This is a genomic window from Sphingobacterium sp. (assembly GCF_039596235.1).
GTDB lineage: Bacteria > Bacteroidota > Bacteroidia > Sphingobacteriales > Sphingobacteriaceae > Sphingobacterium.
In genome coordinates this window covers 133,381-155,341 of record NZ_JBCNKE010000005.1, presented here as the reverse complement: position 1 = coordinate 155,341, position 21,961 = coordinate 133,381, and the positions used below count along the sequence as shown (strand labels likewise).

The following is a 21,961-nucleotide window of genomic DNA, read 5'->3' as shown; positions in this document are numbered from 1 at the left end:
CATTAAAAAACCTGCCAATTTGACAAAAACACCGGTGCTAGAGCACTTTGAGTTTATCAGGAGCAACGGCCTGAATAAGCGCCCTTGCAAGAATCCGATTGGGATCAATCACGGCCATTCCATTGTGATCTTTTTCAGGAATAGCCAATGGCAGTTCGGCACAGCCTAAAATAATCGCTTGAGCGCCCTGTTTTTTCAAATCATCCATCGCCAATAAAAGATCTTCCCTTGCTTTATTGGCGATGGGTGCTGGCTGCGCCTTAATCCCATAATCTTTATCGTAAATTGCATTGTTTACCTTTTCTTTCTGAGTTCCTTCCGGCTCTACAATAGGAAACCCTTTTTTCATAAAAGCTTCCCGATACTGGCTATAAGCCTGTTCTCCCGCCGTCGACAGTACACCTATTGTACTATCCGGATAATTTTCATGCACAAAGCGCACCGTCTCATGGACAATATGAAGCAACTTCAGTTGGTTCCCTAAACGGGCCATCTCATCCTGAATAACTGAAAAAATCGGTTCCGCATGCGCTGTATTCGACGGAATTGCCGCAATAGTCGCCCCGGCCTGTTCCAATTGTTTTAAAATCAATGCGATTGCCTTTCCCGGATTCTCCTTTGATCTATCCAATAAATATGCGGAACGATCTGGAATCAAGTTCGGGCAGGAAAACAACAACAGTGGCAAATGTTCCTGATCGGAACCTGCCACTGTCTCATCTACAATTTTCTTGGCGATATCCAAGCCCGCATAAGGACCAAGGCCACCTACTATACCAATCATAACAAATTTTTTATACCTTATGATATAACCAATAGCGCGCCGAATGGTTTGATAAAGTTTACCATTCAATGGCCTGGTCTTCATCTGGAATCTGTGTATTGAGCTGACGCTCCAAAATCAATGAACCCGAGACCTTGAATTTGATTGCCGTGGTAGAAACAAGGGTATAATCCGTAAATTCGTAATCCACGTTATTGATCGTGATATAACGATGCAATAAATAGGGCCGGACGGCATCCATCTGTTCTGAGACGGTATAACTAGCATCTTTTTTCACAACGAACTTCATGTTTGGATTTACAGCGCGAAAGGTTACACCACCCTTATCATTGAATGTTGCAAAAACTTGATAATTCTTCCGGTCCTTTCGCTCTTCATCTATATTACCCGCATAAAAGAAGATCGTATTCTCATCGACAACATAACTTTTGATCTGACTTTTAACGATCGGGGTTTCATTTTCATGTCCTTCCATAACGACCTTTAGGGCCGTCCCACTATAGATTCCAGAGTAATTGTTAAAGGGGTTGATGCGTAATAGCGCTTTTTTATAATGCTTTCGGGGATTGACCTTATATTTAGCTCCCGGATCATCCAAAATAGTCAAGGGAAGGACCCATTTTTCGGTCATATCGATACCTTTCAGTGTAAAATCTATCGCCATTAATCCGGTATTTTCACCGGACTTGATATCCACCACTGATGGCATTGAAAAATAGTCCGTACGGAGCTGTTTGTAATAAAAATCCGTCCTCGTCTGGAATCGCTCGTAATTTAGCACGCCCAATGTATCCGCATCCACTCCAACCTTGACCGAAAGATTATTATTGTTGGTCGTCGATCCACTGACTTCCAAGGGTTGCATAAAGGTAGTCTTTTGTCCATCCTTGTAACGAACATAGATATTGGTCACCCCCTCACTTTCCAGGGGAGCCTTAAAAGAAATGTATTGTTCGAACTGCTCCTCTTTCCATTCATCATTACAGGAACTGCAGACAGCAAGTAAAGTGAGGAACAACAACTGTATATATGACTTGTTCATAAAATGCATATTTGGTTAATCATTGTAAGTCCATCCGGGATTTTGAGTCAGATTCTTATTGCGCTTAAGTTCGGTATGGCTAATCGGCCAAAACCACATCTTGTCGGCAAAGGTTGTCTTCAGGGTCCATATCGCAACGGGCTGGTAAAATAGGTCCCGTTCAGCTTCATTCATCAATACGTTACAGCCATAGACAGGCAATGCTTCTTCAACAGGTGCATCCATCCAGCGGCGCAGATCATAATAGCGTTGACCTTCGCCCATAAGCTCAATAAAGCGCTCCCGTTTCAATGCTTTCCGTAGCTCATTCTTATTTCCATACACACTTGCTGCGTAATCAGGCACACCCGCGCGGATGCGTACGGGATGAATACCCTTTTGCATTTCGGCAATGTCACGGCTGATGGTATAACTTGCTCCGCGCCAAGAGGGAATCGTATAAGAACCGCTCAGCTCATTCAGCGCTTCTGCATACATCAGTAATACATCTGCGTAACGGATGGCGGGCTCAGCCTTGGGAATAATACGTGAGCCAACTCCGCCTTCGTAAGTATCACTGGGATGAACAAACTTCTTCACTCCGAACCCCGTCCGCAACCAGTACCCATTTGCTGAATTAAAACCATTTCCTTTCGGGTCTGCGCTATAATAGAAGATTTGTTTGTTGCGGTTTTCCTCTTTTGTTTCATTAAGCAATGTCCAAAAACTTCCACTATAAGCCACCGAAGCGTAGAATCTCGGTTCACGGTTTGCATATTGCAAGGACACACCGGGACGTAATGGTCTGTATTTTTTATTGTCGTAATCCTCCTGTGTCACAAATCCGCTGACACGATTTGAACCATTACCACGGCCGATTTCTTTATCCTTACCCGGTACATCCGTACCATCATTCATATAATAAGCATCAACCAGTTTCTGCGTCAGCCCATGCGTATTCCATCCTGTTGCTGAACGCGGCAGTTGGTGGATGACCATTTGGTCTATGCCCTCATTCGGTTGATTGTTTCCCCGGGTGAATATTAACTCCGGATTACCCGAAGCAGTCAATGTCCCATTAAAGACCGCTGCATATGATTTGGCAGGATCAATGTCGGCCCAACCTGCTGGCCAGCTTTTATCCGAGAAATTAGGATCCTGCGGCGGTCTGACTGTTGCATCGTCACCCGTTTCTTGAAAAGGTGCAGTATAAAGCCGATATACCCCCAATTCGATGACATCGCGTGCCGCTGCTGCGGCCTTTGCCCATTTCTCTTCCTTATAATCGGCAGACAATAGGCGTTTCATCTGTTTGTCGACCAAACGCGCAGCATAAGTGGAATTATTCCCATTGGCCAAAGGACTTGCGGCATACAAAAGCACTTTTGCCCGCGCTGCCAATGCCGCACCTGCAGAAGGGCGGGCAGAGCCATCCTGTCCACGTCTCATTCCAAGTGCTTCCATTTCTTTCGCCGCTTTTAATAGTTCGTTGCTGATGAATTCTGCACACTCATCATAAGTATTTCGCGCAATAGCCAGTTCTTCATAACTATCTGTATAATCCAGGCCTTCATCGGGCAGAATCGGAATAGGTCCATATTTACGGAGCAACAACCAATAGAGGTAAGCCCTTGCGAAACGCGCCTGCCCTCGATAATCTGCGATTTCGGCCTCAGACATCTCGGTATTCATATAGATATTATGGATAAAGGTTGAAGCATTCCGAATTCCGCGATACGATTGAGTCCATGTACCCTGTTTATCAATTTCGGTATACAACCCCATTTTAAACATATTATAGGACAGTTCATTTTTTGATGGATCGTAGTCCTTGTCCCGATCACCATAATACATATCATCCGCGAAACAGTGTGGTGTCAGGCCTTTGCTGGCGACATCGGCATTTTCACCTTTGAATTCTTCAAATACATGAGCCAGCCATTTCTCTGAATACAGCTTGCTTTTAAATGTTTTTTCCAAGGTGATCCGATCTTTAAAATATTGGTCGGACTTTAAATAATCCTTTTTACAGGATGAAATCACATTCGTGCCCAAAGCGAGCATAAGTGCTAGATATAATGTCTTTCTTTGCATCTTTTTCTGATTTTATAGGTTAATATTGATGCCAAATGTAAATGACTTGGGCAGGGGATAATCCTCGCCCCTTGGGGTGGCCAGCTCCGGATCCCAAAGTTTGAATTTTGACCAGGTCAATAAATTTGAGCCAACGAGGAAGAAGCGAATGCTATTGGCCTTAATCCGATTGGTGAGGTGTTTTGGCAAAGTATAACCAATATCCAAGGTTTTCAAACGAAGATATTGCCCGTTTTTCAACCAAAATGTTGATTCTCTGAAATTATTAATATTGTCACCAAAGCTTAAACGCGGATAAGATGCATTGGGATTTTCGGTTGATGGATCGCCCGAAATCTCGGCTGAAATCCAACGACTATCGCCCATGACACCTTTCATCACCTGCCCCCATTCGCCCTCACGAAAAGCTTGCACCGTTTTTCCGTAAATCGAAAAAGTAGACTTACCTGATCCCTGGAAATGTACACTAAGGTCAAATCCCCGCCAGCTCAGCGAAGTACCTATACCGTAAACCAAATTGGGTCGCCGCGTTGCGCCTATGGCCACCCGGTCACCATCATCCACTACGCCATCTCCATTGACATCTTTATATTTTATATCTCCGGGCTGATAATTTGGTGGATTGTTATCAAACTGTTGTTTCGGGCTATTGCGAATATCATCGTAATCTTTAAACAGGCCTAAAGCGATCAATCCTATGGACTGGTCGACACGGTAACCTTTTTGATTTTGATAACCATATACGTTATTTTCCTCATCGATTGCCGTAATTTCGTTTTTACTATAAGTGATATTGCTACGTGCCGTAAGGTTTAGTTCGCCGATCTTTTGTTTATATTCGAGGCGACCGTCAAAACCACGTGATTTTACGCCACCCACATTCGCTCTTGGAATACTTTCCAGGCCAACCATGCTTGGCAAAAATCTTCGTTCCATATAAATGCCGGTACGTTTCTCATCAAAGAAATCAAAGTTGGCGACAATTTTATCCCGAAATAAAGCGATATCCAAACCCAAGTTATTTTTGGTCGCCATTTCCCATGTTACGTAGGGCGAAGCCACCTGGCTATACCGAATACCACCATAATAACGATCTAGGCCATAATCTGCCCACTGATAGCCCCCAACCGGAATCCGCTGACCATTGCCATCTAGAATAAGGTTACCTCTGTCATCTCTACGCCAGATTTCATCAATCGTATATAAGTATGGGAAACGTTCGTTGTTATCACCTATTTTAAGCTGGTCATTTCCCACTTTACCCCAGGAGTAACGTACTTTAAGCAAATTCAGCCAAGGAACATTATTTTTTACAAAAGGTTCCTCAGAGATATTCCATGCTGCTGCAACGGCCGGGAAAAAGCCATATTGTTGTCCTATGGCAAAGTTTTCCGACCCCGTATATCCAAAATTGAAATCAGCAACATAACGTGACTTCCAGTTATAGGTCAATCTTCCGGCTAATGCTTGGTTGCGTCGGGATACCCCATTTTTGATGTCATTGCCCAAATCAACTGTTTTGGTAAAAGCATCCCGGGTAAAACGTGCTACTGCTCCTAAATTATGGTCTCCAATTTTGCGATCATAATTAAACATGACATCATAAAACTCCCGTCTATTTCCCTCGGAATACCCGCCCTGTTCCATTTCTCTGGGATTAGCCTTATGGGTAAAAATCAGATTTCCATTCTCATCACGTGCGCGTTCGGCATGCCATAGTTCAGGCAATTTAATCCGGGTGATATTGTTATTATTATAGGTATCAAAACCGACAATCCCCCTAAGCCTTAAACCTTTGGTAATAAAATCAAAATTCTGTTCGATTGTGACATCGGTCTGCACTTTGTTTTTCCAATTTTCATTAAATCCCGACTGCGTTGACATGACCCATGGATTGATCTTATTGCCATCTCCTATTGTCGGTACACGGCCATTGGAATACAGTACAGGCGTACTGATCGGAGAATAACCAAAAAAAGAACCCCAGAGATCCTGATCACCTAAGCCGGGGCTATTTCTTTTATCTAAGGATCCCGCAACGCCAACTTTCAATACCGTACTTTTGGTCACATTGATATCCGCATTCAGACGATAATTCCAACGTTTATAATTCGCATTTGTGTTATAATCGTTGCGCAGTGTTTCATCCGTTTTATACATCCCGCCTTCATCGACATAGCTTCCTGACACGAAATAACGCGCCGTAGCCCCACCTCCGGTCATGTTGAGGTTTGCCCGGTAAGTCATGGCACCATCTTTCAGCAATAGATCTTTCCAGTTGACATTGGGATAAAGATCCGGGTCCAACCCCAAACGCAAGATCTCCAGCTCTTCCGGACGATAAATCGGTTCAAAATTTCGCGTGATCCGGGCCTCATTTAGTAGGTTGGCATAGGTTACACCATCCTCAAATTCAGGTGTAATTGTACGTGTGTTATAAATGGTCTCGTCTTTAAAATTGATATTGATTTTACCCTCTTTACCACGTTTTGTCGTAATCAGGATAACGCCGTTTGCGCCCCTAGAACCATAAATTGCTGTCAAGGCTGCATCTTTAAGCACAGTAAATGTTTCAATATCTTCGATATTTATATCATTAATATCGCGCTCGACATTATCTACTAAAACTAAAGCAGCACTACCCCCGCCGAAGGTAGAAATACCACGTATCCAAAACTCGGAGATATTTCTACCGGGCTGACCGGACTGCATCATCGCCATGACTCCGGGCACATTTCCGGCAAGTGCATTTGTTATACTTGAAGTCGGGTTAGCTTTCATTGTCTCCACATCCACTCCACTTGCGGCCCCAGTTAATGTCAGTTTCTTTTGAGTACCCGTACCTGTTACTACCACTTCATCCAGTACGCTGGTCTCCGATTCTTTCAAACTCACATCAATGATTTGTGCATCTTTCACAAGTACTTCTTTCTTTTGGTATCCCACAGAAGAGAATACGAGTGTTTTGTAACGCTCTACTTTTATCTTATAGTTACCCTTGCTGTCTGAGGTCGTCCCCAAGCCGGGAGCATCTTTCACCGAGATGCTGACACCGACAAGCGGCGAGCTTTGGGTATCGACAATGACACCCCTTACCTCAACAGTTTCTTGTGCAAACACAGTCCAGCTGAAACTGAGAAGCGCTATACATGTTAGTGCTATTTTATTCATCATCTTATCACAGGTTAATCTTGGTCATTTTCATCCATTTCCTCCAGTGCGATCTTACGAATCCGTCTATTTTCACGGTCTCCAATATAAAAAGCCTGTTCTTTTTCATTATAGGCGATGCCTGATGGCCGATCAAAACGAGCATCTGCCCTCAGATCTCCATTAACATAGCCGTAAGGATTCGTATTCAGGCTCGAACTCCCTCTGCCGGCAAAAGTTGTTACGGCACCTTCGGGCGTAAGCATACGAATGGCATGGTTCATAAGGTCTGTAAAATAAAAATCGTAGACATCAGGTTTACCGGCTTCCACATAAGCCTGATTTTTGACAAATACCCCTTGATAGGGCTGATTGACACGGGCTGAGGATCCCACCCCATCTTTATAACCTGATTCACGGACTTTACCGCAAACTAAATAGGGTTGGTTAAATCGCTTTTTATCCCAATTGTAGTCCGCACGCATGATATAACCTTGGTTAATCACCAAAATATATGCGTAGTTTCCAGTCGGATGAATCAAGGCCCGATATTCCCATTCCGGATCCTGAATAACATATAACTGCTCCGCTTTTACCGCTTTATCTGTGAAATACTGATTGAGATCAAAACGAAAGAACTCTCCTTTTGCATAACTGTTAAAATACATTTCTCCATTAACAGGATGAATGGAAGCTCCATTACATTGTCGGCTTTTGGTCAGCACTTCTTTATCGAGAAAGCTCTTTGCCCGGGAAAACAATAAGGTAGACTCATCATTCTCTCCCCCCCGGTCTTGCGCTACGATCATATATTTCCCATCTATCGAAAAATCTACGCTACGAGGACGGCTAAAATCGGAACGTTTTTTGGTAATCGTGCTATCCTCAAAATTAATCAGATAAAGGCCATTATTGTCATCAAATGTCACCCACAGATGTTTGGGATTTACGGGATCAAACTTCATAAAAGAGGAAAGCCAAAAACCACTGGCCATTTTATTTTGGTCAGCATCTTTAAACTTACCGTCTTTCCAAGGTTCGTCTCCGCGGGCATTCCTGTAACCGGCGAGTGTGGACACCACTAGCTTACGTTTATAGTCAAACTTTGCTTCAGCCCGTCCGATGACAGGTTTCTCGACTCCGCCAACACGCACTTCGATATCGCCCTCGAACGCCTGTTTGGGAACCAGGCAATACAATGACTCACCCAAAGCATTAATAACGACTGCCTGTTGTCCCCCTATAAGCACAGTAACATTCTTCGGATCATTTCCGAAATTTTGCCCATAGATAATTAGACGCTGCCCCATGCCACCCGATTTTGGACTGAAATCAGACACGATGACTGGTTTATTGGGATCAAATGGCTTTGCTTCCCCAATAATTGCTGTTGAATCATTCTTGCAGGCCCAAAGACCAAAGGTGAGCATCATAAAGACCCAGAGTCTACCAAATCGGCACAAGGCTCTACTCGCGACTTGTTTTGTTCTCATAAGTTATGAATTGGTTAGAATTTATTTCAAATACTTTTTTTTATTATCCCAGAGGACCGCCTTCCGATTTATTTTTATCTTTTAGGTTTATCTCGTTGAAAGCGTGTCAGGGATTTAACTAGTTCTCCTTACGTCGAAATTTCAGGACGAACGAATCGATGCCCGCCCGATCGAAGGGTGAGTTCCTTTTAAAAGTTTATACATAATTGATTATTTAAAAATTACAAGCTAAATGGTATTAGCTTCTGATAGCTAAAAAAGACTTTAGTGCAATAGCTTCAAAGTCTTCCTAATTTATTTAAATTACTTTTCTAATACTTTCTAATTCCGTTTTTCAAATCCCAAACATGGCACAGCTTGAAATTGCTAGATATTTCTTAAATTTTGGTTTCTGATATTTCTCTAAGATATTCTACTTTATAATTGATTACTCAAAAGTAGGGAACGTAAAATTTTTGAGACTATCGAATTATCTCAATAATCTGCGTATTTGTATCAAACCAAACCATTCACAACACAATGAGCTATAAACTAGTTTTTTAAGAATTTATTTTTTCTGTACAACGCATCAGCGCGTTGATAGATAATTCTTGAAACGTAGATTTATTCTATTTTGGTCCAGGTTGAGATCCTGAATCCTTTTCCTTAGGTTGTTAGTCTTTTTTGTCGATATTTTGGGGGCAACACATTAAAATCAAATAGTGGCCAAATTTGGTTTTTCAACAGTGCTTGTTCAGTGCTTGTTCAGTGATTGCTCAGTGAAGATTGGATAACCAATGACTAATCACTGTCTAAAAATTGATTGAAAATTGTTATTAGGCATAATCTTGTTTAGCACGTTTCCGATTTAATTTCAATTATCTATCTCCTAGTCAAACAGCTATGTCAATCATCAAAAATATCGTCAACGGAACTTTTTTGGGAAAGCAGCTTCCGTTGTGTTTGTGTTGACGAAAACAGGAAATTATGTACACTCTCTCCCTCAGGCTAAAAACGGGAGCGCAATCCTGACAACTGCTCAATAGAACACGCTGGAGCAATAATTAAACTCATCTAAATAAATGTGTAGCTGATTCTCAATCTGATCGACGTCTAAATCTGGAAATACTCTAAAAACCCTTCGGGCATCAACAGGGATAGTAATTTACGCTCGGCCTCTTGCGATGTTATCTGTATTAAAGGGCCTAAACCAGAAAATTTCCAGTATTACCCCAAGAATTCAGCTTAATCCATTTTATGGGATCAATATTGGTTTTGTAGATACCGAAAAACAAAAAAGTCCGCAAATTAAATATTTGCAGACTTTTGTATGTTTTGATTTTTTGATCTGTAGCCCGTAGGGGAATCGAACCCCTGTTTCAAGAATGAAAATCTTGCGTCCTAACCCCTAGACGAACGGGCCATTTTTAATGCAACTCCAAAAGCTTTCTTGTTTTTTGGAGTTGCAAATATAGATCTTAAAATTATTTTTACAAAAATAATTTTAAATATTTTTTAGATAAGGTCAAAACCGATATCGCGACGGAAATACTTTCCTTCAAAATAGATCCTTCCAGCATCCGCTGTTGCCTGTTGAAGGGCTTCAAAAAGAGAGTCTTGTAACGTGGTAACAGCAATCACGCGACCACCAGCGGTGACAACCTTACCATCCAACTCCTTGGTGCCTGCCTGGAATACAATAGATTCCTTGACATTCTCCATATTCACAATTTCCTTTCCGGATTCATAGGCACCAGGGTAACCTCCTGCCACTAACATCACCGTAACTGCTGTTTTTGGAGAGACGGTATAAGAACGTTGGTCTAAATTTCCCTGTGCAACACCTTCCAGCAGATCCAAGAGATCAGACTCAATACGCGGCAATACAGATTCTGTTTCAGGATCACCCATACGAACATTATATTCAATGACATATGGCTCACCCTCAACATTCATCAAACCGATAAAAATAAAGCCTTTATATGGAATACCATCTTTCTTCAATCCCTCAACAGTTGGTTTGATGACACGCTCTTCTACCTTATTCAAAAATGTCTCATCAGCAAAAGGCACTGGCGAGATAGATCCCATTCCACCTGTATTTAACCCTGTATCTCCCTCTCCTATGCGTTTATAATCCTTCGCAGAAGGCAGTACCTTATACGAATTCCCATCTGTCAACACGAATACAGATAGCTCAATTCCTTTTAAAAATTCCTCAACGACAACCACGCGACTTGCCTCACCAAATTTGGAATCCGCAATCATCGCTTTTAGTTCAGCTTTAGCATCTTCAAGCGTTTCACAGATTAAAACACCTTTTCCAGCAGCCAGACCATCAGCTTTAAGCACGATCGGAAGTTTTTGGCTCTCCAGATAGATCAGTCCTTCCTCCAAAGAATCCACATCAAAAGAACGCGATGCAGCAGTAGGTACGCCGTGTCTATCCATAAACTGCTTTGAAAAATCTTTTGAGCCTTCCAATTGAGCTCCTTCCTGTTGTGGACCGATTACCGGAATATCTTTTAAATCCGCACGGTTCAAAAAATAATCATGAATACCTTTTACCAAAGGCTCTTCGGGCCCTACGACAACCATTTGTACCGCATTTTCCAATACAAAGGAAGCGATAGCTTCAAAATCAGTAACTTTAATATTGACATTTTGGCCGTACGCTCCTGTACCAGCGTTCCCTGGAGCTATAAACAATTGACCTAAACGTGGACTTTTCGACAACTTATAGGCGAAGGCAGATTCCCGACCTCCCGAACCGATTATTAGGATATTCATAGCACAAAGATATTTTTTTTATGCTAATTTTCAGGCATAACATGGCTCAAAAACAGATTTTAAATTTATTTTACAGCACAAAAGAAGATCAAAGCATCCGTACAGATCGTTTAGCAAGCTCAGGTCGATAATATTTTGATTTATAAGTTGATTAAAGGAAAAATATTTTCTAATTTTCAAGAAACATTGGTCATATGTATGCTCGAATATTGTTGTTAGTCAATTGCCTATTACTTCCATTATTGGCCGTTGCTCAAATTGATCAAACGCTACGAAAATTGGAGTCCTATCATGAAAATCACGTAACCGAAAAAATTTATCTACACCTAGACAAAAATGACTATTCGGCCGGTGAAAATATCTGGTTCAAACTGTATTGTACCACGGCTCCATTCAATTATCTGAGCAATATCAGCAAAATCGCCAATATCGAATTGATCTCCCCTACAAATAATGTCGTTAAAAGCATTAAAATTCCGCTCACATTAGGCCTCGGCATCGGTGACCTCAACCTATCTGACACACTCGTTGAAGGTTCATACCGGATTAGAGCTTACACCCGTTGGATGCAAAATGATTCCATATCCAATTTCTATGAGCGTATTATTCCAATTACTAACGGAAGAGCGGACAATGTCATCACGCAGAGCTCGTTGTTAAGAAATGGGGCTGAAAATTTCTTCCAGATCAATCTAAAAACAATTCAAGGAGCCCCTCTAGTCAACAATAATGTAAGCTATACACTCCAACAAAATGGTCAAAAGGAAAAGAAAGGTCGGTTAAAATCCAATGAAAATGGGACAATAACGCTTGAACTCAAAGATGATTTTAAGGGCGGACTACTCACATTGCAATTGCTGTCCTCAGACAAAAGACGGGTGTTAAAGAGTTTTACCATCCCAAGCCCGGATCAGCAAAATAGTATTCAGATTTTTCCTGAAAGCGGCGAATTAGTAAATAATATCCTAAGCAAAACCGGGGTCAAAGTACTGAGCCCTTCGGGACTGGGCATCAAATCAAAAATCCAAATCGCAGAAGAAAACCAAGCCCCCATAGTCGAATTTGAAACCAATGTGCTGGGCATGGGAAGTATTCCACTTATTCTAAGCTCCGAAAAAAAGTATATTGCCACTGCAGTCTTTTCGGATGGGAATTCTGTAAGCACAGCACTACCACCTGTCGCCTTATCTGGCCAAGTACTTACTGTCAACTCCAGTTTAAAAGATAAGATTGCTGCTCAATTATCCTCCACTAACGATCTGGTAAGCGGAAAAGATGTTTATCTAATTGCACAATATAATGGAATCGTACTACATGCTGTAAAGCAAAAGTTAAATAAACAGGAGCTCCTGTTCAATATTCCCAAAAGGGATCTTCCTTCAGGTGTAATCCAACTGTCTGTGCTTAATGAGCAGATGATACCCATCATAGAAAGACTCGTCTTTAATTACAATGCTCCTAAAACACTATTCCCAATAGCCATCCAATTAAACAAATCCACTTTTGCTACAAGAGAGCAGGTCATTGCAAACCTTTCCATTAAAGACGGTAGCAGCGATACCTCAAAAATAGCGGCGCTCTCCGCCGCTGTAGTCAACCGCAGTAAAGTTGATTCTACGACAGATCAATATTATTCATCGATTGTCTCTGAGCTTCTCCTAAAATCTGATCTCCGTGGCTTTGTAGAGCGCCCCAATTACTATTTTGACGATTTGGATAATATCCGATTTAATGAGCTTGACAACCTCATGTTGATCCAAGGCTGGCGTAAACTGGACTGGAAGAATTATCTCAATACAACGAATAATCTGTATCGACCGGAAAAAGGTCTCACAATTTCTGGGACGGTCAAGAAAACCGGACGAAAAGCAGTTGTTCCCAAGGCTAAAGTGACTTTAATACCAACCAGCGATATAATGCTGAGTATAGACACAACCACAAATAATGATGGTCGATTTATTTTTGATGACTTACTATTCGCCGATAGCATCAAATTTATCGTAACCGGGAATGGTCAAAAGGAAAAGAACAGGGTTGACATACTTATTGACGAGATCGCAGCTCCTGCTGTTACTGAAAGCAAAGACCAGCCATTGATCGTGAATGATGTCAACAGCAAACTGATCGATCAGCTCAAAGGTAGCCAGCAATTTTTGACTGAACTGGAAGCTGCCGGCATTATTCAAAAAAGTATTAAACTGGAGGAAGTACAGGTTAACAGGGTGCGGACCAATAAAGCGGACAAAAATTCAAGAAATCTCAATGGACCCGGCCATGCTGATCAGGTCTTGTCAGCCGAAGATCTATCGACCTGCACAACCCTGGAGCAATGTCTAGCAGGAAGACTGGTGGGCGTTATTTTTCGAAATGGAGTCCCTTACAGTACCCGCTCGATGGGAATGAACGGGGGTAGTCCCATGCAGGTTGTTTTAGATGGGATGTACATCGAGGCGGATCAGCTCGACATGATCAATGTTCAGGACATTGCCAGTATCGAGGTGTTGAGGAGCATCGGCAACACCGCCATCTATGGTATGTATGGCGGAAACGGTGTATTGGTCATTACAAGTAAATCCGGAGATGCAATGTCAGCCTCCTATACACCTACAGGGATCGTCACCATTGTGCCTAAAGGACTACATGTAAACCGCAACTTTTTCAAGCCACAATATAACACCACGCAAAAACAGGAGCTTAAACGCGACCTAAGAACAACCATCGCCTGGGAACCTAATCTAGTGACCGAGAAAAATGGGAAAACCAAATTTGATTTTTTTACTTCGGATGAACCCGGAACCTATAAAATTATCGTCGAAGGCGTTGACATGGAAGGCAAAATCGCCCATCTTGAATATTTAATAGAAGTAAAATCACAATAGCAATCCGAACAAACCGTTATAAATTTAAATAAATTCGTTATGCAGCATATCAAAACCAAAATAGAAGACCATATTTTAAGTATTTTTTTGGATCGGGGGAAGTCCAACGCCATCGATACACAGTTATTAAAAGAGCTAATAGAGACTTTGGAATCAAGTCAGGGTAACGACGCTGTGCGCGGAGCAATTCTTATCGGTAAGGAGAACTTTTTTAGCGCAGGCCTTGACCTGATCACCTTATTTGAGTATGATGAGGATCAAATCCGGGAATTCTGGAATCTTTTTTTGGAGGCCACTTCCCTACTGGCATCTTTCCCTAAACCGATAATCGCTGCCATATCTGGCCATAGCCCCGCGGGAGGTTGTGTCTTCGCCCTATGCTGCGATTATAGGATTATGGCTGAGGGGAATTTCGTAATAGGGCTTAATGAAATACCAGTGGGTCTTATCGTTCCCGAAAGTATCTTCCAGCTTTATGCATTCTGGATTGGGAAAAGACATGCTTATCAGAATCTACTCGAAGGAAAACTGCTCTCGCCGCTCGAAGCAAAATCACAAGGCTTAGTCGACGAAGTCGTACCAGCGGATATACTTTTTAATACCGCATCAAAAAAAATAAAACAGATCGCACAGTTTAATCAAAAAACCTGGCAAACCTCTAAACTAAACTTCCGAAAAGAAATAATTCTTAAATTGCGTGAAAATAGAGAAGAGACGATTCAGGCTATTCTCGAACAATGGTGGCTGCCGTCAACACGGTCTATATTAAAGTCGATCATCGAAAACTTGACTTCAAAAAAATAATATTAATTAAACGAAAATAACATGAGAAATCTCTTTTTCTTTGTTCTCATCTGTCTCTGCATCGCTGCGGTCTCCTGTAGAAACAATAAAAAGGAAGACAAGGCAGTCAAAATTGCTCAGGACTCTATCCCATTGGATACGATAAGTAAACCGGACACAGTCGAAAAAGAAATAAAGAAAGAGGATACAGAAACACTGGAAGAGGTATTGGAAAAAATTGCCAAAGCATATACTGAACAAGACAGTAAAACAATCAATAACTATATCCATCCAAAATTAGGGATCTATATCATCTATCGCCCAGGAGCATTGGATTCGTATGTGCATCAAAATAGTTTTAATTTTTCCAAACCGGTACCAGAATATCATTCCTATGAAAAACTGAGTTATAAAGGCCCATTAAAAGCGGGAAAACTTCCTGCTTTTGACTGTGGAACAATGAAATGGGATAAGCTAGGATTTTTTTATGATAAGAAATCCCGTCCGAATGAACTGTCACAAACAGCTAAATTCATGAACGAGATTTTAGATGCAAAAATTAATCAGACTGAACTACAGCGACTGAGAAATATAGAAACCAGAAGCTATCGTGCGATCATGACCTCCAACGAAAGCGAAGAGCCTTTTGTTTTTCATGTAACAAAAGAAGGAGAAAAATGGTATATTACAGTTATAGACCGCGCGTATGCAGGTTGTGATGCATAAAAAGATTTTTTACATTTAGCCATTTTTAAGAGCATGGGAAATTTAGATAAAGACATACAAAAGAAAATCGACGATTGGTTAACCTCTAATTATGATGAGGAAACAAGAACCTCGGTCCAAAAATTAATAGATGATCAGGCAGAAACAGAACTTATTGATTCATTCTATAAAAATCTGGAGTTTGGAACCGGGGGTTTAAGAGGCATTATGGGTGTAGGATCCAACCGTATGAATAAGTATACGATTGGGAAAGCGACCCAGGGATTATCAAACTATCTAAAAAAACAGTTTCCCAGCGAGGAAATAAAGGTAGCTGTCTCCTACGATAGCCGCAACAACTCACGATCCTTTGGTCAGCTTGTTGCCCAGGTATTTGCAGCAAACGGAATAAAGGTTTATCTTTTCAATGAACTACGTCCTACACCAATGCTCTCTTTTGCCATTCGTCATTTTGGCTGCAAAAGCGGGGTCATGTTAACGGCTTCACATAATCCCAAAGAATACAATGGTTATAAAGCATACTGGAACGATGGGTGTCAATTGACGGCTCCCCATGATAAAAATGTGATCGATGAAGTCAATGCAATTGCCAGTGTAAACGACATCCGATTTGAAGGGAATACCCAAAATATTATTCCGGTTGGTGAGGAAATCGACCCAATTTATATTGAAGCAAATAAAGCATTGCGTATACATCCAGAGGCTGTACATGCGCAGAAGGATCTAAAAATCGTTTATTCTCCGATCCATGGCACCGGAATTACAATTGTTCCCAAAATGCTTGCTTCCTGGGGCTTTGAAAACGTTACTATTGTCACAGAACAGGCAACTCCAGACGGGAACTTCCCCACTGTGGTTTACCCCAATCCTGAGGAAGAAGATGCCATGGCCTTAGCAAAGAAAAAAGGCGAAGAGATTGATGCGGACCTTGTTTTGGCCACCGACCCTGATGCGGACCGTGTAGGTATTGCTATTAAAAACAGCCAGGGCCAATTTCAATTACTCAATGGTAATCAGATCGGCAGTTTGTTAATCTATTATGTACTAAGTGCAAAAAGTGATTTAAAACAATTGGGCAACAATCCTTATATTGTGAAAACCATTGTAACCAGCAACCTCCAGTCTGATATCGCAGATCATTACAAAGTTGCGCATTATGAAACACTGACCGGGTTTAAATACATCGGTGAATTGATGACAAAATTAGGTGATTCAGCTCAATATCTTGCCGGAGGGGAAGAAAGTTATGGCTACTTAGTGGGTGATTTGGTCCGCGATAAAGACGCCCCGAATGCTTGTGCCTTCCTAGCAGAAATGACTGCATATTTTAAGTCAAAAGGTAAGACTGTTTACGAAGTTTTATTAGATATCTACCAGCAATTTGGCTGCTATCAGGAAAAACTGATCTCCTTAACAAAAAAAGGAAAAGCAGGGGCCGAAGAAATCCAGGCCATGATGGCCGGTCTACGCCAAAATCTCCCCACTAAACTCGGTGGAATCGAAGTTAAGGAAATTCGTGATTATGAGCTTTCCCAAACGACTGATATGAAAACAGGCAATAAAAGTGAAATTACCCTTCCAAAGTCGGATGTATTACAGTTTATCACAGTAGATGGAGATGTGATTTCAGCAAGACCTTCAGGTACAGAGCCCAAGATCAAATTCTATTGTTCCGTTAAGGGAACGCTTCAAGATAAAAGTGATTACCTAAGCCTTCAAAAAATATTGGAAGAAAAGGTAGACCGTATGATGAAAGATATCGTTGGTTAAAATGGAGAAGTGGAAACAATTATCATCTGAATATATCTGTAAGGAGCCATGGGCAACGTTACGCAGAGATACCTGCGAGCTCCCCGACGGACGCATCAATGACCATTATTATGTGCTAGAATATCCGGATTGGGTTAATATGGTCGGCATTACCGAGCAAAATGAGCTATTGGTGATCCAACAATACCGTCACGGTGCCGGTATCATTTCATTGGAAATTCCAGCCGGAACAATGGAACCTGAAGAAAATCCAAAAGATGCCGCAATCCGGGAAATGCTCGAAGAAACGGGATATCAGTTCGATAACATTGAAGAGATTGCGAGCCTGTATGCCAACCCCGCAACAAGTGGCAACATTACATATACCTATCTGATGACAGGTGGACGTAAAGTGCAGGAACAGGAACTGGATGAACACGAGGAAATCGAAGTATTCCTTATCCCATTAGAAGAAGCAAAAACAATGCTCCTGGAGAATAAATTTAGCCAAGCACTACATAGTAGCGCTTTATTCTATGCTTTTAATAAATTAGGCTTGTTATAAAACAAGCCTAATTTTATTCTGTTTTTTCCTTTCATACTTTAATTTTCACTAGACTTTTGATTTTTGTACCTTTGTGCTATGGCAAGAGAAATTTTTGAAACCAAGCGAAAGGCCCTGAAAATAAATCTAAATCCTGAGATTTACGGAACCTTCGCTGAGATCGGTGCTGGACAGGAAGTCGCACGTAATTTTTTCAATGCAGGAGCTGCTTCCGGCACAATTGCAAAAACAATGTCAGCGTATGACATGGCATTCAGTGATGCGATTTACGGCGAGGAAGAGGATGGCAGATATGTCAGCAGAACCCGCTTACAAAAAATGCTTTCTCATGAATTTGATTTGCTGACGCAACGATTACATGGGGATAAGTATTGCAACAAAAAGTTCTTTGCCTTTGCAGATACTGTTACTACGCTTAACTTCACCAAAACCAATGAGCCTCATGGCTGGATTGGTCTCCGTTTTCAGCACGAAGTCGGTGGCCCCACCAATGATATCATCGTCCATGTCAGGCTTTTGGACAGCGACAATCAGCTGCAACAAAAAGTACTGGGTATTATTGGCGTAAACTTGTTATTTGCGGCTTACTACTATACGGACAACGTACAGACCATGATTGAATCCCTGGTTGACAATCTATCTGTCGGATCAGTCGAAATTGATCTTGTTAAGTTAAATGGTCCTTTGTTTGAAAATGTCAATCAACGGCTGATCAACTTATACCTAATTGCCAAAGGTTTTGCGAAAGCCGCTATTTTCCAACCAGACGGAAAAGCGGTTCAGATCAAGGATTATTTGTACAAAAAGAATATCATCTTGCTACGTACAAAATACCGCCAGAAATCACTTCCTAACTTTGACTTATTTAATCTTGCCGTCGAGCAGTTCAAGAAAAATACGGGTGCAACGGACAGCGATACCATTGTTTTGATTGAGGTGTTAATGGGTAATGTATTGGAAGATACCCATGAAATCACGGATGAAGATCTACAGGAATTTGCATTGAGAGCGGATGAATTATGTGCAACCGGCAATAATATTATCGTCAGCAACTTCCGTAGAAATAACCATCTCGCTGAGTTTATTAGTAACTTTAAGCCCAAAAATATCGGAATTGCAACAAACGTTTATAACTTAAAAAACATCTTCAATTCAGACAACTATAATAAAGAACTATATACCAACGAGTTATTATCCTACATATCCGGCATGTTCAATAAAAATGTAAAGCTTTATGCGTATCCATATTTATTGAAAAAAGAAAATAAAATTATCACAACACAGAATATGCCTGTTTCGGAAGAAGCCAAACCTTTATTTGAGTTCCTAATTAAAAACGGATATATTATTGATATTGAAAATTACGACGAGAAATTTGTAAAAACCGTATAGCGAAAATCTTTGTTATAATTTATTATATAGTCCAATTTGATTAAATTGGACTATATTTTTATCTGAGCCTTATGAATCAAGAACAAGTAATACTGGTCGACTCCAATGACGTCATCATTGGGACTATGGAAAAGTACGAAGCCCACAGGAAGGGTTTGCTACATCGGGCTTTCAGTGTCTTTTTATTCAATGACAGGGATCAGCTCCTCCTACAGCAGAGGGCGCTGGACAAATATCACTGTGGCGGATTATGGACCAACAGCTGTTGTTCCCATCAACGGCTTAACGAAAGTAACTTGGAAGCTGCCACACGACGTCTGATGGAAGAGCTCCGCATTGAAGCATCAGACCTATATGATTCATTTCCATTTGTATACAAAGCCGACTTTGACAATGGCCTTACAGAGCATGAGTTTGATCATGTACTTATTGGCAAATTCAACGGTGAATCTGATTTTAATGTTACAGAAGTAGCAGCCGTACAATATATGGATCAACAGCAGATCGAAGATGAGATCGCGCACTTTCCAGAGAAATTTACCCCTTGGTTCAAATTGATCTATCAACGTGTATTTGAGACCTATTTGGACAAATACAAGAAGTAAGTTCATCTCAAAGGCCATGTAACGATAAATGCACAGCGGCGTCCCCCTTTATAATGGCCCAAACTCCATCATTGGGACTATAACAGAAGTTCTGGGGACTGCAATCCTGCAAATAAAAAGGAGCAATTCTATCACAAATTGCTCCTTTCATTTTTATACTGTCGAGTAGAGCCGACTATAGATATTTTTTATAGATGGAATACAAAATCTTTAGATCGTTCTCATTCAAAAATGCGGTATTCACATCCTGTTGAATATAATGAATTTTAAAAGCCTTTATTGCCGCATCCAGATTACTGACATCATAACCAATAATACGTAACGCCATTTTGGGGTTAAAGTCAACAGGTGGTGTTTCCAAAAACTCTTCATACCAATAGCCAAATCCCTGATCGGCCAATTTTTTCCAAGGGAATCGTGAGGGATCATTTTTACGTGTTGGGGCAAGGTCCATATGCCCGATGAAATTTGCCTGTGGAATCTTATAGGTATTTTTCAAATAACTCAGCAGCTGAATCAAGGCATTTACCTGTGCATCCGTCCAGGGGTCTGTTGTTCCATTATTATCCAGTTCGATACCTATCGATGCCGAGTTCAGATCAGTATCATTTCCCCATTTCCCCAAACCGGCATGATGGGCACGGTACAGATCATTTACCATCTGTACCACCTTACCATCCCGCCCCACGACATAATGTGAACTTACACCGGCTTTCGCAGAGTGAAATGTACGGATTGTCTGTCCTAAAGAATCTTGAGCTGTATGATGAATGACGACAAAATTAGGTTTTCGGATACCGAAATTGATCGAGGCAATCCATTGCTGATCTTTGACATTTACTTTTTCCAACTGCCCAGATACAGGAGACTGCCGATACAAATTAGAGAATTCTTTTGCTTGTTTCTTATATACTTTCTCGGTCTTAGCATATTTATTGCCTGCGCAAGATGTAATCAATGCTGCAATAATAAAAAGATTGAATCGTGATGTTATCCTCATATCGAAATGTTTCAGCACAAATATACTTCCAAAATAGGATATCGGTGTGATTGTATCCTAAAATGATACAATAATCTTCTTTTTAGAGGCTGATTCAATAATATGGCCCATTGTTCCTGAATAATTTATCCCACATGTATAGCTGATCATCAAAAAGTCCAGCTATTCTGTCTGGACCCTTGATGATCGATGTGAGTATCAATATTTTATTTTAAAGCGCTTACATTCAGTTTACCCATGAATGTTTTGAGCTCATCCAAACTATAGCCATTACCTCTTAATGTGATCAAATAACGATCTTTTTCAAGATAGCTGATTTCAGAGCTCTTGGGTGTTGAACCTTCCACACCTTTATTATCAGTAGTTTTTGCCCGCTTACCTTCAAATTCACCTGTTTTCTCTACTTCTGCATCCGTAATATTCTCGGAGTCAACCATAAATCCCATCTGAGCGAGACTTACAATAGCCGAAGCGGTCTCACCTGCACCGTCAATAATGTTTATTTTAATGTCCTTTTGATCATCCACGGTATACGTTGCCTCGCCAGAAATGACACTGACACCGTACATAGAGCCCGCAGAATAAGATGTTCTTTTCAAACCGTCTAAACTTTCTGGAAGAAATGCTTTTAATTCCTCTGAACTCAATGGTTTTTCAGCTTTTAGTTTAGTCTGGAGCTCTTCCATTTTCTTGGCTCCATCAGTCAGGTTATCTAGATTAGATACCCCTTTAACCACATCGGAGATCCCTGCACTCGTTTCATTATCATCCGCCGCACCATCCTGGGATTCGTTACGGTTACCGCAACCTGCGATCAAAATAGCCGCGCTCAATAAGAGGGACATTACGCTCAATTGTCTTTTCATGATTATCAGTTTTTAAGATAAAACGTCAAAAAGATAAAAAAATGATTTTACAGGCGCAACTATTTAAAATATAGCAGTAAAATAG

Annotated in this window: 15 protein-coding genes and 1 tRNA gene; 7 read left to right on the top strand and 9 right to left on the bottom strand. The window is 41.1% G+C overall.

The window, feature by feature from the left end; translation table 11 throughout:
• Positions 1-37 precede the first annotated feature (37 nt).
• The 7 genes from ABDW32_RS12630 to purD form a co-directional block, all read right to left on the bottom strand.
• Positions 38-784 carry an amino acid racemase gene (locus tag ABDW32_RS12630; RefSeq protein ID WP_343562892.1) on the bottom strand — a complete coding sequence of 249 codons (747 nt, stop codon included), beginning with the start codon at positions 782-784 and terminating at the stop codon, positions 38-40.
• A gap of 58 nt (positions 785-842) precedes the next feature.
• Complete coding sequence (locus ABDW32_RS12625; RefSeq protein ID WP_343562891.1) at positions 843-1,826, bottom strand: DUF4973 domain-containing protein; 984 nt, start codon at positions 1,824-1,826, stop codon at positions 843-845.
• 15 nt (positions 1,827-1,841) lie between these two features.
• Positions 1,842-3,899, bottom strand: coding sequence for a RagB/SusD family nutrient uptake outer membrane protein (locus ABDW32_RS12620; protein ID WP_343562889.1), 2,058 nt, complete (start codon positions 3,897-3,899; stop codon positions 1,842-1,844).
• Positions 3,900-3,911: 12 nt separating this feature from the next.
• The gene (locus ABDW32_RS12615; protein WP_343562887.1) at positions 3,912-7,073 is read right to left on the bottom strand and encodes a TonB-dependent receptor; all 3,162 of its coding nucleotides are present in this window, start codon (positions 7,071-7,073) and stop codon (positions 3,912-3,914) included.
• A gap of 11 nt (positions 7,074-7,084) precedes the next feature.
• Positions 7,085-8,542, bottom strand: a complete 1,458-nt coding sequence (locus ABDW32_RS12610) for an IPT/TIG domain-containing protein (RefSeq protein ID WP_343562885.1) — start codon at positions 8,540-8,542, stop codon at positions 7,085-7,087.
• Between the two features lie 1,330 nt (positions 8,543-9,872).
• Positions 9,873-9,944: transfer RNA gene (locus tag ABDW32_RS12605), tRNA-Glu, on the bottom strand.
• Between the two features lie 92 nt (positions 9,945-10,036).
• Positions 10,037-11,311 carry a phosphoribosylamine--glycine ligase gene (purD, locus tag ABDW32_RS12600; RefSeq protein WP_343562883.1) on the bottom strand — a complete coding sequence of 425 codons (1,275 nt, stop codon included), beginning with the start codon at positions 11,309-11,311 and terminating at the stop codon, positions 10,037-10,039.
• Positions 11,312-11,505: 194 nt separating this feature from the next.
• Between purD and ABDW32_RS12595 the strand changes: the two genes are divergently transcribed.
• From ABDW32_RS12595 to idi, 7 genes are all read left to right on the top strand, one after another.
• Positions 11,506-14,190, top strand: coding sequence for a TonB-dependent receptor plug domain-containing protein (locus ABDW32_RS12595; RefSeq protein ID WP_343562881.1), 2,685 nt, complete (start codon positions 11,506-11,508; stop codon positions 14,188-14,190).
• Between the two features lie 39 nt (positions 14,191-14,229).
• Positions 14,230-14,994 carry an enoyl-CoA hydratase/isomerase family protein gene (locus tag ABDW32_RS12590; RefSeq protein WP_343562879.1) on the top strand — a complete coding sequence of 255 codons (765 nt, stop codon included), beginning with the start codon at positions 14,230-14,232 and terminating at the stop codon, positions 14,992-14,994.
• Positions 14,995-15,015: 21 nt separating this feature from the next.
• Entirely contained in the window at positions 15,016-15,699 is a 684-nt protein-coding gene (locus ABDW32_RS12585; protein ID WP_343562877.1) for a hypothetical protein, read from the top strand.
• Between the two features lie 33 nt (positions 15,700-15,732).
• Complete coding sequence (locus ABDW32_RS12580; RefSeq protein WP_343562875.1) at positions 15,733-17,469, top strand: phospho-sugar mutase; 1,737 nt, start codon at positions 15,733-15,735, stop codon at positions 17,467-17,469.
• A 1-nt stretch (position 17,470) separates the two neighbouring features.
• Positions 17,471-18,013, top strand: coding sequence for an NUDIX hydrolase (locus ABDW32_RS12575; protein WP_343562874.1), 543 nt, complete (start codon positions 17,471-17,473; stop codon positions 18,011-18,013).
• Between the two features lie 78 nt (positions 18,014-18,091).
• Positions 18,092-19,405, top strand: a complete 1,314-nt coding sequence (locus ABDW32_RS12570) for a nicotinamide mononucleotide adenylyltransferase (RefSeq protein WP_343562872.1) — start codon at positions 18,092-18,094, stop codon at positions 19,403-19,405.
• Positions 19,406-19,476: 71 nt separating this feature from the next.
• Positions 19,477-20,010: an isopentenyl-diphosphate Delta-isomerase gene (gene idi / locus ABDW32_RS12565; RefSeq protein ID WP_343562870.1), complete on the top strand. Its 534-nt coding sequence runs from the start codon at positions 19,477-19,479 to the stop codon at positions 20,008-20,010.
• 175 nt (positions 20,011-20,185) lie between these two features.
• Here the strand turns inward: idi and ABDW32_RS12560 are convergent, their stop codons facing one another.
• Positions 20,186-21,010 carry an N-acetylmuramoyl-L-alanine amidase gene (locus ABDW32_RS12560; protein WP_343562868.1) on the bottom strand — a complete coding sequence of 275 codons (825 nt, stop codon included), beginning with the start codon at positions 21,008-21,010 and terminating at the stop codon, positions 20,186-20,188.
• A gap of 206 nt (positions 21,011-21,216) precedes the next feature.
• A complete protein-coding gene (locus ABDW32_RS12555; RefSeq protein WP_343562866.1) occupies positions 21,217-21,876 on the bottom strand; it encodes a hypothetical protein in 660 nt (219 codons plus the stop codon).
• Positions 21,877-21,961 lie beyond the last annotated feature (85 nt).